Here is a 16,015-nt window from a genome sequence, read left to right on the forward strand (position 1 = left end):
CCCAAGGTAGGCGGCGGATGGCCAAAGGCCAAGGGTCTCAGGGGCGGGGGGCGGCGGCGACCAGGAGGGCGGCGCGCCCGAGAAGGTCGCCGGGGCTTCGTGAACGCTTGATGGCCCGCTCTGCCTCGACGAGGGCGGCAAGCGCCGCTTCGAGGCGCGCAAGCGGCCAGCGCGGGAGCGCGGCGACCAGCCGGTCCCGCAGTGCCAGGGGAAAGACCGGCGGGCGACGCGCCTCGACCGCGGTCCGCGGCGTCGCCCCGGCATCGACGGCGCGGCGCAGCGCGGCGAGCAGCAGAAGCCGGCGGCCGGCCATCCGCAGGAGCGGAATGCTGCTTTCGGACCCCCAGGCCTGAAGCTCGCGGTCGAGCGCGGGAAGGTCGCCGGCGACCAGCGCGTCAAGGAGGCGGTCGAGGCTTTCGCCCGGGCTTCCGGCGACAAGGGCCGAGAACAGGGGGGGCGGCACCCGCGCGGGCCGTTCCGGGCTCGCCGCGACCGCCGTGGCGAGCTTCGCAAGCTCCGCGGCCAGCACCTGGAGGTTGCCGTCGGCCGCCGCCCAGAGCGCGGCATCCTGCCCCGGGCCGAGAAGGACGCCCGCCGCCATCGCTGCCTCGGCAACGAGGCGCGGCCACTCGCGCGCGTCGGGCTCGTAGGCGGCGACCGCACGGGCAAGCGGATGCGCCTCGGCCAGCTGGCGCAAGGATGACCCGCGCGGAAGATTGCCCGCCGTCACGAGCACGGGGTTGGCGACGGCCGGGGCTTCGAGCAGCAGGCGGACGGCCTCGGCCGCCTCGTCGCCGGCGCCATCGATACGGACCAGCTGCCGCTCGCCGAAGAGGGAGAGGCTCGCGGCGGCCTCGAGAAGTCGCCCGGGCGCTTCGGCCAGCGGCACGCCGCCGAGGTCGGTGGTGGCTGCGGCCGAAAGCGCGCGGCGGGCGGCGGCGGCAAGGGCCTCGACGCCGCCCGTGTCAGGCCCGAAGGCGAGCCAGAGACGCACCCGGGGATCGGGCGCCTCGAGCGCGGCGAGCCAGGCGGCCCGCTTCAGGAGCATCAGCTGCCCCGGCGGGCGAAGATGGCAAGCCGGCCGACGATCTGCTCGGCGATGGCCTCGGCCAGCCGCTCGCTTGCCGTGACCTCGGCTGCGACCACCGCATATTCGGAGGCGACGACGTCGATCCCGGCATCGGCGCCAGCGACCGACTCGAACACCTTGCGGCCAGTCTCCGTCTCGACGAGGGCGTAGCGGGCCCTGAGCGTCCGCCGCTCGCGAACGATCGTGTTGTCGCCGCGCACGCCAAATCCTTCGATCCGGTCGTCGAGGGTGACGTCGAGCCGGTAGCGTGGCGCCGCGCCTGCCCCTTGCGGGGCAAGCCGGCTGACGAGCTGGTCGCGCACGAGGAAGCCGGTGCGCTCGGGGATGGGAGAGACCTCCACGCCACCGAGAAGGCCGGTGGCGGCCGCACCCGTCGACGCGGAGTAGACCGGGCGGAGCTGGCAGGCGGGAAGCACGGCGAGACACGCGACCGCGGCGAGGAGGGGCAAGAGGGGGCGCGGCGGACTCATGCGACGAGATTGACGAGCCGGTCGGGCACCACGATCACCTTGCGCGGGGCCTTGCCGGCAAGGGCCCGGACGGCACCGGGAGCGGCCAGGGCACGGGCCTCGAGCTCAGCGCGGTCGAGCCCGCGGGGGACGACCAGGGTGTCGCGCAGCCGCCCGTTGACCTGGATGGCGAGCGTCACCTCGTCGTCGACGAGGAGCGCCGGGTCGGCGACCGGCCAGGGCGCATCGGCGATGAGGCCGTCCTCGCCGAGCATCGCCCATGCCTCCTCGGCGACATGAGGCACCATGGGCGACGCCAGGAGGAGCAGAGTGCGGGCAGCGAAGGCGCGATCGACGGAAGGACCGGCGCGCTCGATTCCGTTCGCAAGCTCGTGGGCGCGGGCCACCGCCTTGTTGAACTGGAGCCGGTCGATGTCGGCCGTCATGCCGGCGATGGTGCGGTGGGCAAGGCGGCGCAGCACGAGATCCTCGCCACCGGCGCGATCGCGGGCGAGGCGGGCGATGCGCCACAGGCGCTGGACGAAGCGCGCCGCTCCCTCGATGCCCGCAATCGACCAGGCGAGGTCGCGGTCTGGCGGGCTGTCGGAGAGCATGAACCAGCGAACGGCGTCGGCGCCGTAGCGGTCGAGGATGGAGTCGGGGTCGACGACGTTCTTCTTCGACTTCGACATCTTCTCGGCCCGCCCCTGGGTGACCGGAAGCCCCGTTTCCCGCTCCACCCAGAGGTCGCCGCGCCGCTCGACGGCAGCAGGCTCGAGCCAGCGGCCGTCGGCGGCGCGGAAGGTCTCGTGGGTGACCATGCCCTGGGTGAAGAGGCCGGCGAAGGGTTCGGCAAAGCCGAGCCGGCCAAGCGCGTGGAGCGCGCGCGTGAAGAAGCGGGCGTAGAGCAGGTGGAGAATCGCGTGCTCGACGCCGCCGATGTACTGGGCGACGGGCAGCCAGCTCTCCGCCTCGGCGCGGTCGAACGGGGCAGCGTCCGACGGGCCGGCGAATCGGAGGAAGTACCAGGAGGAGTCGACGAAGGTGTCGAGCGTGTCGGTGTCGCGCTCGGCGGGACCGCCGCAGGCCGGGCAGGGGACGTGCTTCCACGTGGGGTGGAGGTCGAGGAGCTTGCCCGGCCGGTCGAAGGCGACGTCGGGCGGGAGCGTGACCGGAAGCTGGTCGCGGGGCACGGGTACCACGCCGCAGACCGGGCAGTGGATGACGGGAATGGGCGTGCCCCAGTAGCGCTGGCGGGAGACTCCCCAGTCGCGCAGGCGGAAGAGGGTGGTGCCCTCGCCCCAGCCCTCCGCCTCGGCACGGGCGATGACTGCGGCCTTGGCCTCCTCCACCTCGAGGCCGTCGAGAAAGCCGGAGTTCACGAGCCGGCCGGGGCCGACATAGGCCTCCTCGCCGATGGGCGCCTCGTCCTCGCCGGGAGCGGCCACCACGCGGAGGACAGGAAGCATGTACTTCCGCGCGAAGTCGAGGTCGCGCTGGTCGTGCGCCGGACAGCCGAAGAGGGCTCCGGTGCCATAGTCCATGAGGACGAAGTTGGCGACGAAGACCGGGAGACGGCGCTCGGGCAGGAGCGGGTGGATGACGGCAAGGCCGGTGTCGAACCCGCGCTTCTCCGCCGTCTCGATCTCGGCGGCGGACGTGCCTGTTCGCCGGCATTCGGCGATGAAGGCGGCAAGGCGCGGGTTGGTCTCGGCAAGGGCGAGCGACAGCGGATGGTCCGGGGCGAGGGCGGCGAAGCTCGCGCCGAAGAGCGTGTCGGGCCGGGTGGTGAAGACGTCGAAGTGGGCGGGCAGGCCCGGCGGCGGATCCGCAAGCGCGAAGCGGAACCTGAGGCCCCGCGATTTGCCGATCCAGTTCTCCTGCATGAGGCGGACCTTCTCCGGCCAGCCGTCGAGGGTGGCGAGCGCGGCGTGCAGCTCCTCGGCGAACGCGGTGATGCGGAAGAACCACTGGGTGAGCTTACGGCGCTCGACGGGCGCGCCGGAGCGCCAGCCGCGGCCATCGATCACCTGCTCGTTCGCGAGCACCGTCTGGTCGACAGGGTCCCAGTTCACGTCCGCCTCGCGGCGGGTTACGAGGCCGGCCTCGAGGAAGTCGAGGAAGAGGGCCTGCTCGTGTCCATAGTAGGCGGGATCGCAGGTGGCGAACTCGCGGGTCCAGTCGATCGCGAGGCCGAGACGGCGGAGCTGGGCGCGCATGGTGGCGATGTTGGCGCGGGTCCAGGTCTCGGGGTGGATGCCGCGCTCGATCGCGGCATTTTCGGCCGGCAGGCCGAACGCATCCCAGCCCATGGGATGGAGAACGTCATGCCCCTGCATGCGCCGCACCCGGGCCAGCACGTCGCCCATGGTGTAGTTACGGACATGGCCCATGTGGATGCGCCCCGAGGGGTAGGGGAACATCTCGAGAATCATGGTGCGCGGCCGGCCGGTCGGCGCCCGCGGCGCACGGAAGGTTTGCCGCTCCTCCCAGACGCGCTGCCAGCGGGCGTCAGCTTCGGACGGGGAGAAGGTCTCAGGATCGGCGGACGCTTGCCGGGGAAGCTCGGGGGCGTTCACGCTCTCCCCCTAGCGCGGCATGACCGCCGCCTGGCGCAGGTTCCGCGCACGCTCGAGGATGATCTCCTCGAGGCGCTGGACCGTGCCGGCCCGGACGGGGGCCTGCACCCACTGCCCGCCCTGGCGGACCTGGCGGATGGCCGAGACCTGAAGGGCGTCGGCCCGGAGCGCCGCATCGAGGATGAGCACCTGCACCTTCATGCGCTCGTCGGGCTGGTTCGGGTTCTGATACCAGTCCGTCACGATGACGCCGCCGGCCGAGTCGACCGTGGCCAGCGGCATGAACTGGAGGGTCGAGAGCGCCGACTGCCACAGCCAGCTGTTAACTCCGATGGCAGTGATCTCCGGGCGGGCAACTGCGGGCTCCGGCTTCCCCCGCCGCTTGCAGCCGGCAAGCGCGAGCGCGGCGGCGAGGACCGCGAAAAGCAGAAGACCTCCTGACCGGACGCCCTCGCGGCCATGCCGGGCCGGGCCAACGCCGACTGCCTTGTGCGCTCGAGCCAACCGTTTCTCTCCCTGCTGGCACCGCTGCCGGAACGCAGCGGGAGAGGGCATACCCGTCATCCGGGCTTCATGCCAGCGCGCTAGGGTGCTTGGCAGCGGCCGGGTGTCGGCCTCCGTTGCAGCCCCGCCACAGCGGGGCGAAAAGGGGGCGAAAATGCGGCAGGGCGGCCGGCGAGCGCGTTCGACCGTGGGACTCGGGCGCGAGGCGAGGTAGGGGGAGATATGGTCCGGCTGGGCGAATCGGTGGTGGAGTGGGCAGCGACGGGCGCCGTGACCCTCGGGCTTGCCGTTCTCTTTGCGGGCACTCCCGCCGCAGCCTCATCCCGGAAGGCGCCGGACGCTGAAGGCCCCGGGTTCGGCCTTCGCGCGGAACCGGCGCAGGCCTCGGCAGCCCCTTCGCTCGACTTCAGCCGCTTCAACTTCACGCTCCCCGGGGATGCCGCGCGAGCCGGCCTGCCTGGCGGCGTACCCGGCCCGGAGCGGAGCTTCCGGTTCACGCCGTCCCGGTCGTCGGACCGGCGGCCGGTGACGGTCGGGGTGACGACGCGGCCGGTCGTGGCGACGACCGAGGCGGCGTCGCCATCGCTCCGCAGCGTGCTTGGGGCCGGCGGCAACCCGAGCGCCGGAGCGTCGGGCTACAGCGTGGACATGAGCCTCGACTGGCAGCGCTTCTCGCTTTCGGGAGGGGTCAGCCGCATCAACCCTGGCGGCGCGGGCGCACAGCGGCAGGAGCTCGACATCGGCCTCGCCTACGGCGGACGTCGCTGGCGCACCGGGATCATCGCCTCGACCGAGACAGGGTCGCTCATCGGTGCGCCGCTGGCGGCCGGCCGGAGCGAGCGGCTCGGGCTCGAGGCCGCGGGCGCCGTCAGCCTGTCACGGTCGCTCGCGGTGACCGGCGGGCTCCGCTACCGGACGGCCCCGCTCTCGCCTGGCCCCCTCGAGCCGAACCGCGAGGACGAGCGCGTCTACGTGGGCGGCGCCCTGTCGTTCTGACCCGGCCGGCACGGCGCCCAGCCGACGATGGCCGCGAACCCGTGCAGGCGGGAGCGAACGCCACGAGGAAGTCTGCGGAAGCGCCGGAGGTTCAGGCCGCCGAGTGCGACGACCGGAGCGGGCGCGCGGCGGGCGATCCGGGCCAGGCCGAGGAGGCCGAGGGGGTGCGCGCCCGGGTGGGAGGCGGTCGCAAAGACGGGCGACACGAAGAGGAGATCGGCGCGAAGTCGCGTTGCCCGCGCGCGTTCGCGCATGTCATGGACGGCAGCGGTGAGAAGCCGGGGCCGGGGAAGCGGCAGCCGGGCGACGTGGCCGGGGAGATGGACACCGTCGGACCGGGTGCCGTGCGGCGGCTGTGCGACGAGAACGAGGTGCCCGCGGCGCCGCGCGGCCCGCCGCACTTGGGCAAGGCAGGCGAGGCGAGCGGCGGGCGAGAGCCCGTAGTGCCGGAAGACGATCCCGCTGCGGCAAGGCAGCGCCGCGATCGCAGCAGGGAGCCAGTCGCCGAGGCGCTCGTCGGTGAAGAGCCAGGTGCGGGGAAGCTGTTGCCGGAGCATGGCCCGAGGCCGTAGGCCGGGCGCGTGAAGAAGGCCATTGCCCCTCCCCCGCCGACGCTTGCAGGCGGCCCGGCAGAGCGCCTTGCGCGGCTTGCCGATGGGCTGAGAGCTGCCGCCGCGCGTGGCGGGCATCTGCCGCCCCGCGTTGTGGCAGTTGCGAAGACCTTTCCGGCGGAAGCGGTGCGACCGTTCCTCAAGGCGGGGCATCGGCTGTTCGGGGAGAACCGGGTCCAGGAGGCGCAGGCGAAATGGCCGGCGCTTAAGGAGGAATGGCCCGAGGTGGAGCTCCACCTCGTGGGCCAGCTGCAGTCGAACAAGGCCGAGGCGGCGGTCGCACTGTTCGACGCAATCCATTCGCTCGACCGGCCGTCGCTGGTGACCGCTTTGGCGCGGGCCGTCGCGCGCGCCGGGCGGACGCCGAGGCTCTTCGTCCAGGTGAACATTGGCGCGGAGCCGCAGAAGGGCGGCGTGGCGATTCCGGAGCTGCCGACGCTGCTCGCCCAGGCGCGGGATGCCGGCCTTCCGGTCCGGGGGCTGATGTGCGTTCCGCCGGCGGACAGGGAGCCTTCGCCCTACTTCGCGCTGCTTGCCAAGCTGGCGCGACGGCACGGGCTTGAGGGGCTCAGCATGGGGATGAGTGGGGACTGGGACATTGCGGCAGCGCTTGGGGCAACGCATGTCCGGGTGGGTTCGGCGCTGTTCGGCGCACGCTGACGGCTGTTTACCATGTCATCGGTAAATCATTGCAAAGACTGGCGCACCGGACTTGAAACAGCGCAAGAGAAGCCCGAATTGTCCGTAAGACGTGAGGGGTGCACGGCGCACCCCGAATGGAAGCGGTCGGACGATGGGACTGAAGGAGTTTTGCGTGCTGCTGCTCGCCGGCGGGATGGGCGCCGGCTCGGTGGTTGCGGTGCAGAAGGTCAAGGCCCCGGAACGGAGGGAGGCGCGCGCGCCCAAGGCTGCCAAGCCCGCGGCGCGCCCGGCCGCAGCGCGGCCGCGCCCGAAGCTTCCAGACTGCCCGGTGATCGTTGCCCCGCTCGGCCACGGCCTGCTCCCGGACATGCCGAACGTCACCGCTCTCGGCCGGCCGCTGCCGCCCTCGCTCCCCGGCACCGGCCAGCCGCCGCTCGTAGTGCCCGGCGACCCCGGCCCGGGAACTCTCATCGGCCCGGTCATCGCACCGCGGCCGATCCCGACGCCTCCCGTGACCGGCGCCATCCCCGAGGCGGCGACCTGGGCGATGATGGTGTCGGGCTTCGGCCTCATCGGCCTGGCACTGCGCCGCAGGTCTCCGGCGGAGACCGGGCCGGTAGCGGAGGATTGAACCGCAGGCGTCGCCGGGGGCAGCGTCAGCGAGCGAAGCTTCCGGCCGATGTCTCCGGACAGGGGCGCCCGTAACTCTTCTGGACAGGTTCAAGGGGCGGCGGAGGTCCGGGGCGGCGAGAGGCGGGGGAGGCAGGAGCAGGAGGCCGTCAGGCCGCAGCCGCCGCTTCCGTCCGCGGCAGGTAGATGCTGCGCTTCGGGAACTCGAACAGCCGCATCACCATTGGCTCGAAGAAGGCGAGCGGCGCCGTATCGTAGGCCGGGTCAAACGCGGTCTGGTCATACTTCTCGCAGAACTCGGCGCAGGCCTCGAAATGCGGGTGGCCCCTGAACTGCTCGCGCATGTCCCGGTCAAGCCCTAGGTGGTGGAAGAAGTAATAGCCCTGGAAGATGCCGTGCTTCTCGCAGATCCAGTGGAGTTCCTCGGAGACGAACGGCTTCAGGATCGCGGCAGCGATGTCGGGGTGGTTGTAGGCGCCGAGCGTATCGCCGATGTCGTGGAGTAGCGCCATCACCACGTACTCCTCGCTCCGCCCGTCGCGGTAAGCACGGGTCGCGGTCTGCAGGCAGTGGGTTAGGCGGTCGACCGGGAAGCCGCCATGGTCATCCTGCAGCAACCGGAGGTGATCGAGCACGCGTTGCCCGCCCGCCCGGTTGAACGGGATTGCGTGCGAGGCGATGATGGCCCAGTCCTCGGCCGTGCCTTCGGTCATCGCCCGGAACCGGGCCCGCGTCTCCTGTTCCACCTCTCCCTCCATTGACCGGCCCGCCTCACGGCAACGGCCCGAGGCGCTCGCGACTAGAGGGGAAGCTGACCGGGTCGGCCGGAAAGGTCAAGTGCGCCGTGACAGCGCTGGCTCGTCCAGCGTCGGGAAACATCCCGAAGGAAAGGGGCCCGGAGGGAATGCCTCCGGGCCCCTTCTCGACAATGCTCCGGAACGTAGCCGCTACATCCGGCCGCCGAAGGTGACCTCAGCGCGGCGGTTCTGCGGCTCGCGCACATTGTCTGCCGTCTGAACGAGGAGCCGCTCTTCGCCGAACGCCTGGGTCGTCATCTGGCTCTCGGGGATGCCCTTGGACGCCATGTAGGCCTTCACCGCGTCGGCACGACGCTGGGAGAGACCCATGTTGTACGATGCGGAGCCAGAGGTATCGGTGTGGCCCGCAATGACCACCGAAGTCTGACCCGTCTGCATGTAGGCTTCAACAGCCCGATCGAGGATGGCCGCGGCCTCGGGGGTGATGTTGTAGCGGTCCCAGTCGAAGAAGACCAGGAAGGGCCCCGGCGTCACCGCCGGCGGAGGCGGCGGAGGCGGCGGAGGCGGAGGCGGAGGCGGAGGCGGAGGCGGAGGCGGCGGAGCCTCCGGCTCGAAGAGGTTGAACGTGAGACCCGCAAGCAGGCTGTGGCTGCGGAACTTGCCCGAAAGGTCAAGCCCGTTCGTGGTCTGAAGATCGACCGAGTTGACGTTGAAGTAGCGATACTTGAGGCCAAGGTCGACCTTGTCGCTGAGGGCATAGCGGATCGCCGCGATGCCCTGCCACGCGAAGCCCGTGTCGCTGTCGTCGGCAAAGGCAGAACCAAACTTGGAGAGTTGCCAGATGTGGGCTTGGGTTCGCGCAATACCCGCACCGCCGCCGACGGAGGCGCCGAAGCGACTCCCGTCGTTGCCGCCGAAGTCCAGCAGGAAGTTCATCATGAACGAGAGGATGCGGGCATTCCCGTCGGCGGTGTCGTAGACGCCCGCGACCGGCACGCCCGTACGGGTGCATGGGCCAACCAAGCCAGCTGTTCCGCACCCGCCGCCCCGAATGGCGGGGATGGCGCCGTTCACTGTAACGGCATCAAGGTTCGCGTCCTTGTAGGCGACTTCGAACTCGGCACGCAGGCCGCCGAAGTCGTAGCCCATGACGCCCCCAATGTCGTAGCCCACCTCATACTTGTTGCGCAGCGCGTTCTCGGTGGTGCGCGGCGAGGCGCCTGTGGTCGTTAGGTCAAAGCTCTCGGACTGGGCGATCATGCCACCGCCCTCCAGCCCGATGTACCAGGCCTTGTCCCGCGCGTGCGCAGCCCCGGCCAGCGCCGTGGTCGCGAGCGCCACTCCGATGGCAAACCTGTTCATGCTGATCCCCTTCCGACGCACCTGTCGAGTTCAGTGCTGGGCCATCTAGCCGAGCGTCATGCGCAATGGCAAGCGGCAACGGGAAAGGAACTGTGACGGCGGGGCAACAGGTTGAGAGCGTTCGCTGCGGGCCCTCCCGTCAGGTCGTCGAGAACAGGCCGAGGTCTCGCAGCCGCGCCACGATGGCCGAGACCGCTGCGCGCGCTTCCGCATCAACCACGGTCCCGCCACTCACCGCTGGCGCCGCCGGAACCGAGCTGGCCGGCACGGGCTCGAGCCGCCAACTTGTCCCGTCGAACCGCTGGGCTCGTCCCAACTCCACGTTCCAGACGGCAACACCAGCAGCCGGCGCGAAGAAGCGCCATCCGCCAGGCGTGAGGCAGGCGATGCGCCCCTCCTGTCCCTCCCAGGCGCCCTCGGCGGGTGCGCCCACGATCCAGGCGGAGCCCGCCTGGGCGGACGCGGGCGGCTGCAGGAGGCCACTCGACTCGACCGCCACGTGGAGCAGGCAGTCGAGCGCCACGATCGCCTCGTTGTGGGTGATGTCCTTCTGGCCCTGTCCCGCCACGAGAAGCGGCAGGCCGAAGCGGACACTGTTTTCCATGGGGCTCCTCCGCAGCATGAACCTTTGGTGGCGGCGCAGGTCCGTTCAGATGCGGACCGAGCGCCAGCCGGTCGAGCGCAGCGCGAGCGGGCCGTCGCCTTCGGCGACGATCTCGCAGCCGACTTCGCGAAGTCCGCGCGCCCGGATTTCGGCGACCACAGGGGCGGGTATGGCGACCGAGTCGCCTGTCGCAAGCAGGGTCAGGGGTTGAGGAAGTCCGGACCCCTCCCAGTCCAGCCGCACGCGATAGGCGCGAGCCTCCGGGGAGGCTTGCCCCGCCCAATCGAGGTTTCCGCGGTCGCGCGCGATCCAGCGCAGGCGAAGTCCGCCGCCTTCCTCCGGCGCCAGCCGGAGATGACAGGGCGCAAGCGGCGCGCTCCCAGCCCCCGTCAGCAGATGGGTCGCAAGCGTCCCGCCCGCCGGATCGCCGGCGCCCGAGGCCTCGAGAAGGAGCTCGCGGCCCGTCCACGCCGGCTCGAGCCGGAGGGCAAGCAGCGCCGCAGGCGGCAGACCGTGCCAGAAGGTCCCGACGGCATGGGCGGCGGCGCGGGTTAGCAGCCGGCCGCGCAGTAGGCCACGCAGGCGAAACCGGTCCGCCCCCTCCGACTGGACTGTCCGGTACTGGATCACCTCGTCACCGATGCGGAGGAGGTTGGCGCCGTTGAGCACGGCCAGCCGCGCGCGCGACTGCATGAGTTCGGCGCCGCTGTGGCAGGCAAGCACGACGGACAGGCTTTCGTCCCAGATCTCCGCGGGTCCCTCGGGCAGGGGCTCGAGAAGCTCGCCGTAGGGCACGCCCGCCCGCAGGGTCCCGAGCGGAAGGAAACCGTCGTCCCCGCCGAACGCCCAGCCAATCGCGGCTCCCGCCCATCCCCCTTCCGCGAGCGCACACACGTTGAGCGCAGGCCCGCCGCCCGGCGCAATCGCGCCCGGCAGTTCGGCCATCGCCAACCTTGTCGGCACCGAACGCTCCACAGGCGCGGGCAGCACCCGGCCCGGATCGGTCGCATGGCCCGCAACTTGCCCCCCCGGCACCGCCTCGCAGCGCAGCCGCACGACGCCGGGCTCGATCCGGGTCTCGACCACCCGCCAGGCCCGCCCATCGCCCTCAGGCACGATGAGGTCGTTGGGCGCGATCTCGAGCCAATCCCACGACAGCGCGATCTCGAGCCGTTCGCGCGCCGCAGCCGCGTCCGCCAGTCGCCGCTTCGCAACCGCCAGGGCATCCCCTGCATTCGCCACGACCGCCGCCGAAAGCTCGAGGGCGCGATCGGACGCTCCGGTCCCGTACCGCTGGCTTCCCAGCTGATAGTCCCGGTCGGGGTCGAGATAGGTCACGATGCAGGCGCCCGGTGCATCGGCGTTGGCCGAGGAGACCACGGCCCTGGCCTCGGCCGAGCCGGCGCCCCTCGCGCCGAGCTCGCCACGCGGCACGGTCCAGGAGCGACCGACGGTTGCGAGGCGAACGGGCGAGGCAGCCGACGACGGCCGGATGCCGAGAACCTCGCCGAGCGCGACCACGTCCTCGCGCACCGACCGGCCGAGGCCGACGTATCCCTCGAGCGGCTCCGCCGCAGCGCACGTCACGTCGGCGAGCCCCGCCTCCCGAAACTGCTCTTCCACCCACGCGGCCGGCGCCACACCCTCCGGGTCGGCGACCACCTCGAAGCTCAGTGCTGGAATGCGGTTGCCGAAGTGCGCCAGCGGAAAGTCCTCGAACACCACGTAGGCCAGGCGCCGGTAGGCCGGGCAGGCATCCATGCCCTCGGCAGCCGCGATCAGCGGGTCGACCGGCTGACCGGGCGTGCCGCGATGCACGCGCATCGTCACGTCGAACGCGAAAGCCCCGCCTGCGTCCCTGATGAGGCGCCCGTCGGCCCAGATCCGGCCGACCGCTTCGATCGGCCGCGAAGACAGGGCGACCGCGAACGACGCCGTGTAGGCCGTGCGGTCCGAGGTGCCACCCTTGGCTCGGACCGCCCGCCTGAACGGAGTCGCCCAGACCAGCACGCCCGACAGCCGGGCCCTGCCATAGGCCGCGGGCACCAGGTCGCCATAGGCCGACGTCGGCGCCCGAAACTCGGGTGGAGCCTGCCTGTGCCCGCGCCCGAACAGGGCGGAGTCGAGTGCCGCACCGGCAGAGGCTGCAACGGCGCCGGCGAGCGGCCCGCCGACGGCCGTGCCGACGGTCGAGAGAAGAACGGATCCCATCTACGCCACGCTCCAGATCGACACGATGGCCTCGTCCGGCCGCCACGGCCGCTCGACCACGCGACGCAGGCCAGCGTGCGCCTCGACGAGACCGTTTCCAGTCGCGACCACGAAGTGCACGAGCGCGGCTTGGGGCTCGGTCAGCACGATGTCGCCAGGGCGGACATCCCGCCCGTCCACCCTCAGGAGGCCGAGCTGGCCAAGCCGCCGTTCCGCCTCCTCCACCCGATTGGGCCGGAGCGGGTAGTCCTGGACCACATTGAGACGAACGCCCGCCGCCTCCAGCGCCAGGAGCACGAGGCCCACGCAGTCCACGCCTGCCGGCCCCCGGCCCTGCGGCCGGAACGGTACTCCAACAAGCGCCCGCGCGGCTGCCGCCACCCGCTCCCCTGTCGCGCCTCCCCCCTCAGCCGACACCGTAGCGCACCAGGGCATCGTTGCCCGGGAGGTGCGGCTCGCCGTCGAACGCCGCCGCATTGCCGAACCGCTCCCGGCAGGTCGCGAAGGTCTTGTCGCACCCCTCCCACAGCCGGAGGCGCAGTGCGTCCCCATCGGCCAAGCGGAACGGAGCCGAAACGAAGACGCGTGGCCCCTCCACCGCGGCCACCCGTCCATCGAGCCCGGCAAGAGGGCCCGTCAGCACCCGCAGCCGGCCATGCAGGAACCGCTCGGGCGAATCGAGCGCCGGTACCGGCTCGAGAACGTCGGCCCCGACGGCCACCGCGCGCACGTCGCGCGTCCGCCCCGCCATGTCCACCCCGCACACCGCGTCGCCAAGCTCGGCCCGGCATGTCGGCGAGACCGCAAGGCGGCGCGCACGCGCGAGGCGGACGAGCGGCGAGAGCAGCTCCGCGGTGAAGCTGCCGTCCCCGTCCAGCCCCAGCCGCCGCACATCGCCGATGAGTCCCCGCATCAGCATCTGCACGCCCGCCTCCGGCCGCTGCCAGTCGCAGGCAAACAGCTCGAAGGTCGCACCATTCCATCGTCCGGCGCGCAGATCCGCTTCCGTGATGCGGGCGGAGTCGAGAAAGCCCTCCACCGCCATGCTGTCGGCCTCGAAGCTCGCCGAGCAGCAAATGGCCGAAGGCGCCATGCCAGCGGCCGGCTCGAACACCAGCCCATCTACCGTGATCCGCCGGTCGTGACTGGTCAGACCAAGCGCCACGCCATCCTGCCGCATCAGCCGGCAGCACAGACAGATGGTCGCGACCCCGTCGCGAAACCAGCGGCCCGTCACTGCGGATCCTCGCGGATCTCGACCAGCGGAACCGACGGCACCGCTCCCGAGCGGAACCCGGTGAGCGACACGTCCAGCCGGTCGACTGCAAAGCGCACCGGCACGTCGAAGCGGAACCCGCAGCGGATCTCGGCTCCCGGCGCCGGCGGCTCGTCGAAGACCACGAAGCCTCCGGACGCCACCGTCCAGCCGGAGAGGCGTTCGGCGCCTGCAACCGACACGCGAACGCTCCCCGGCACTGGCCGGGTGATCCGCCGCACCGCCCCGTCGATGTCCGGGTCATAGTCCTTGATGAGCGGAAAACGGGTCTGGAGGCCGTCGCCCACCCCGAGGCGCTGGTCGAACGGGGTCGGTGCTCCGCCGTCGAGCGCCGAGCTGCTGTCGAGCGGGTCCTCGAAGCGGAAGCCGATCGCCTGGCCGCGCCGCGCGCGAAAGAAGCGCAGGAGCGTCCGCAGGTCCTCCTCCGAGCGCACGCCAAGGCCAGCGTCGAAGCGCATGAGCGGCTGGTCCCACATCACGTTCCGCCGCTCGTGGCCCGAGGGCAGGATGGTCACGTCGGTCAGGAATTCCGGCCCGCTCACCGCATCGAGCCCGATCGCAAGCGGGAACCGCACGTCGTGGAAGGCCTGCATCGCTTCCTCCTCGAGCGATCCGTGGAACAGCAGCCCGTCCCGGCGGACCTGGGGCCAGGCCCACACGAACACCTCGGTAACGCCGCGGCGCTCGGCATCGGCCGCCGCCGCCATGATCCGCGGCCACTGGGCCGCCGCATCCCCGCCGCTCAGCACGAACCCGGCGAAATAGTGCATCTCGTCCACGGGGTAGCCGAGCCGGCCCGCCACCTCCGCCCAGCCGCGCCGGCGGAGGTGCTGGTCGCCCGCAACCACGAGGTCATAGTCCTCGAGCTGGAGCACGTCGAACGCGGGCCGCGCCCAGCCGGCCGGCATGTTGGCGCGGATGAGCTCGGGGGCTGCCGGGTCGAGCACCTGCGGCGAGAAGAACAGCAGGAAGCTCCGGAACTCCGGGCCGGCATCGGTGCGCGCCGCGGCGACCAGCGCCGCCGTCGAGGCCGCGAGCTTGCCGCCGAGCCAGTCGAGGAAGGCGATCTCCGCTGCCGAGCGCTCGCCGCGAATGTCATGGATGACAGGCGGCGCGCTCCCCCTTTCCGCCACGTGCGCGGCAACCGTTGCCGCGTCGTAGAAGCAGGGCCGGTGGTCGGGGCCCACCCACCACCAGGGCTCGCCCACCTGGAACCAGGGCCGGAGGCCATTCTCGCGCGAGATGGCGATGAAGGCCCGAGCGACCCGGCCGAGCCACGCCATCGCGTCGACGTTGGTCGGCGAGAGCAGCGCCGACGGCGGGTCCCAACCGGTCAGCCCGCGCTCGCCGTTCCCCTTCCGCTGCACCCAGGCCGCCGGCGCATAGGCATCGAACAGCTCGTAGGAGAGCGAGACGATGAGGTCATATCCGTACGCTGCAAGCGCCGCCGCGAACGCCTGGTGCCAGGCGCGGGTGGGCGCGTTCATCTCCCGCGAGGGGTCGGCCACGTAGCGCTCGCCATCGAAGACGAGGGCCGGGTAGTGGCTCATCCCCACATAGTGGGTCACCACGCCGCGGTAGCCCAGCGCCAGCCACTGGTCGACGATCCGCTCGGGCGCCTGATTGTAGCTGTCGTCGAAGCCGCTCGCGATCCGCAGCCGGTGCTCCGGCAGGAAGGCGTCGTTCACGACCAGCGCTGCGTTCCCGCCCGTCACCGTCACGTCCCTGAGCTCGACCCAGGTCTCGACGGGCGCCGGGAGCGGCCCGTCCGCGTCCGCGTGCCCCTCGGGCATCAGCGAGATGAACATGCGGTCGATGTCGTTCGGGTGGACCCGCTGCGCCTCGGCCGGCAGCAGAAACCCGGCGTCGAGCGCCGAGAAGGGCAGCCGGATCCGGGCGTTCGCCGGGCTGCCTTCCGCATAGTTCCACAGCCGCACGTACCAGGTCCGCGGCTGGCCCCCGGCATCACGCCCCTCGATGGTCAGCGTCGGGCCGTTGACGGCGTCGAGCGCCCTGAGGCCCGGGCCTGCCACCCAGTCGAACGCGAGCGTCACGCCCGCATAGTCCTTCATCGTGCGATAGGCGCACAGCGGGTGCGACCAGCGGTCCTCCGACTCCCAGATGAGCCCGGCGAGATCCCGCCGGGCGAGGAACGCGAGGTCGACGCGGATGGTCCGGGGCTCGGGGTTGGTCAGCGCCGCCATCATCGGCCGCGGGAAGTCGACGGTCCACAGCCGCGGCGCGAAGCGCCGCACCACGTCCTCCCTTACCGGGTCGGACCGTTTCGCAAGACGGAAGGGCAT

15 protein-coding genes are annotated in these 16,015 nt (G+C 71.7%); 3 read left to right on the plus strand and 12 right to left on the minus strand.

Annotated elements, in window-relative coordinates:
• Window positions 1-37: 37 nt before the first annotated feature.
• The 4 genes from H3H34_RS07835 to H3H34_RS07850 are packed head-to-tail and all read right to left on the minus strand — an operon-like array spanning window position 38 to window position 4,547.
• On the minus strand, window positions 38-1,048 hold the full coding sequence (locus H3H34_RS07835; RefSeq protein ID WP_194744695.1) for a DNA polymerase III subunit delta: 1,011 nt from the start codon (window positions 1,046-1,048) through the stop codon (window positions 38-40).
• Entirely contained in the window at window positions 1,048-1,539 is a 492-nt protein-coding gene (gene lptE, locus H3H34_RS07840; protein WP_235945494.1) for an LPS assembly lipoprotein LptE, read from the minus strand. Before lptE ends, H3H34_RS07835 begins: the two co-directional genes overlap by 1 nt.
• A gap of 17 nt (window positions 1,540-1,556) precedes the next feature.
• Window positions 1,557-4,118: a leucine--tRNA ligase gene (gene leuS / locus H3H34_RS07845; RefSeq protein WP_194744697.1), complete on the minus strand. Its 2,562-nt coding sequence runs from the start codon at window positions 4,116-4,118 to the stop codon at window positions 1,557-1,559.
• A 9-nt stretch (window positions 4,119-4,127) separates the two neighbouring features.
• The gene (locus tag H3H34_RS07850; RefSeq protein WP_235945593.1) at window positions 4,128-4,547 is read right to left on the minus strand and encodes a DUF3576 domain-containing protein; all 420 of its coding nucleotides are present in this window, start codon (window positions 4,545-4,547) and stop codon (window positions 4,128-4,130) included.
• Between the two features lie 297 nt (window positions 4,548-4,844).
• Here H3H34_RS07850 and H3H34_RS07855 point away from each other — a divergent pair, with 297 nt between their 5' ends.
• Window positions 4,845-5,618: a hypothetical protein gene (locus tag H3H34_RS07855; protein WP_194744698.1), complete on the plus strand. Its 774-nt coding sequence runs from the start codon at window positions 4,845-4,847 to the stop codon at window positions 5,616-5,618.
• Here the strand turns inward: H3H34_RS07855 and H3H34_RS07860 are convergent.
• Complete coding sequence (locus tag H3H34_RS07860) at window positions 5,591-6,175, minus strand: thiamine phosphate synthase (protein ID WP_194744699.1); 585 nt, start codon at window positions 6,173-6,175, stop codon at window positions 5,591-5,593. The genes H3H34_RS07855 and H3H34_RS07860 overlap by 28 nt on opposite strands.
• Before the next feature lie 24 nt (window positions 6,176-6,199).
• Here H3H34_RS07860 and H3H34_RS07865 point away from each other — a divergent pair, with 24 nt between their 5' ends.
• Both H3H34_RS07865 and H3H34_RS07870 read left to right on the plus strand, forming a co-directional pair.
• On the plus strand, window positions 6,200-6,889 hold the full coding sequence (locus H3H34_RS07865; RefSeq protein ID WP_328831578.1) for a YggS family pyridoxal phosphate-dependent enzyme: 690 nt from the start codon (window positions 6,200-6,202) through the stop codon (window positions 6,887-6,889).
• A gap of 154 nt (window positions 6,890-7,043) precedes the next feature.
• Window positions 7,044-7,502 (plus strand): PEPxxWA-CTERM sorting domain-containing protein, encoded by a 459-nt coding sequence (locus H3H34_RS07870; protein ID WP_194744700.1) that lies wholly within the window; start codon window positions 7,044-7,046, stop codon window positions 7,500-7,502.
• Between the two features lie 148 nt (window positions 7,503-7,650).
• On the opposite strand, the gene H3H34_RS07875 is transcribed toward H3H34_RS07870, so the two are convergent.
• From H3H34_RS07875 to H3H34_RS07905, 7 genes are all read right to left on the minus strand, one after another.
• The gene (locus H3H34_RS07875; protein WP_235945597.1) at window positions 7,651-8,214 is read right to left on the minus strand and encodes an HD domain-containing protein; all 564 of its coding nucleotides are present in this window, start codon (window positions 8,212-8,214) and stop codon (window positions 7,651-7,653) included.
• Window positions 8,215-8,448: 234 nt separating this feature from the next.
• The gene (locus tag H3H34_RS07880) at window positions 8,449-9,621 is read right to left on the minus strand and encodes an OmpA family protein (protein ID WP_194744702.1); all 1,173 of its coding nucleotides are present in this window, start codon (window positions 9,619-9,621) and stop codon (window positions 8,449-8,451) included.
• 139 nt (window positions 9,622-9,760) lie between these two features.
• Window positions 9,761-10,225, minus strand: coding sequence for a DUF2793 domain-containing protein (locus H3H34_RS07885; RefSeq protein WP_194744703.1), 465 nt, complete (start codon window positions 10,223-10,225; stop codon window positions 9,761-9,763).
• A 45-nt stretch (window positions 10,226-10,270) separates the two neighbouring features.
• Entirely contained in the window at window positions 10,271-12,436 is a 2,166-nt protein-coding gene (locus H3H34_RS07890) for a GTA baseplate fiber-binding domain-containing protein (RefSeq protein ID WP_194744704.1), read from the minus strand.
• Window positions 12,437-12,742, minus strand: a complete 306-nt coding sequence (locus H3H34_RS07895; RefSeq protein ID WP_328831581.1) for an Ntn hydrolase family protein — start codon at window positions 12,740-12,742, stop codon at window positions 12,437-12,439.
• Between the two features lie 100 nt (window positions 12,743-12,842).
• Entirely contained in the window at window positions 12,843-13,673 is an 831-nt protein-coding gene (locus tag H3H34_RS07900; protein ID WP_194744706.1) for a DUF2163 domain-containing protein, read from the minus strand.
• Window positions 13,670-16,015 (minus strand): DUF2460 domain-containing protein, encoded by a 2,346-nt coding sequence (locus tag H3H34_RS07905; protein ID WP_194744707.1) that lies wholly within the window; start codon window positions 16,013-16,015, stop codon window positions 13,670-13,672. The genes H3H34_RS07900 and H3H34_RS07905 overlap by 4 nt, the downstream gene beginning before the upstream one ends.

It is taken from the genome of Thermaurantiacus tibetensis, from assembly GCF_015354055.1.
GTDB lineage: Bacteria > Pseudomonadota > Alphaproteobacteria > Sphingomonadales > Sphingomonadaceae > Thermaurantiacus > Thermaurantiacus tibetensis.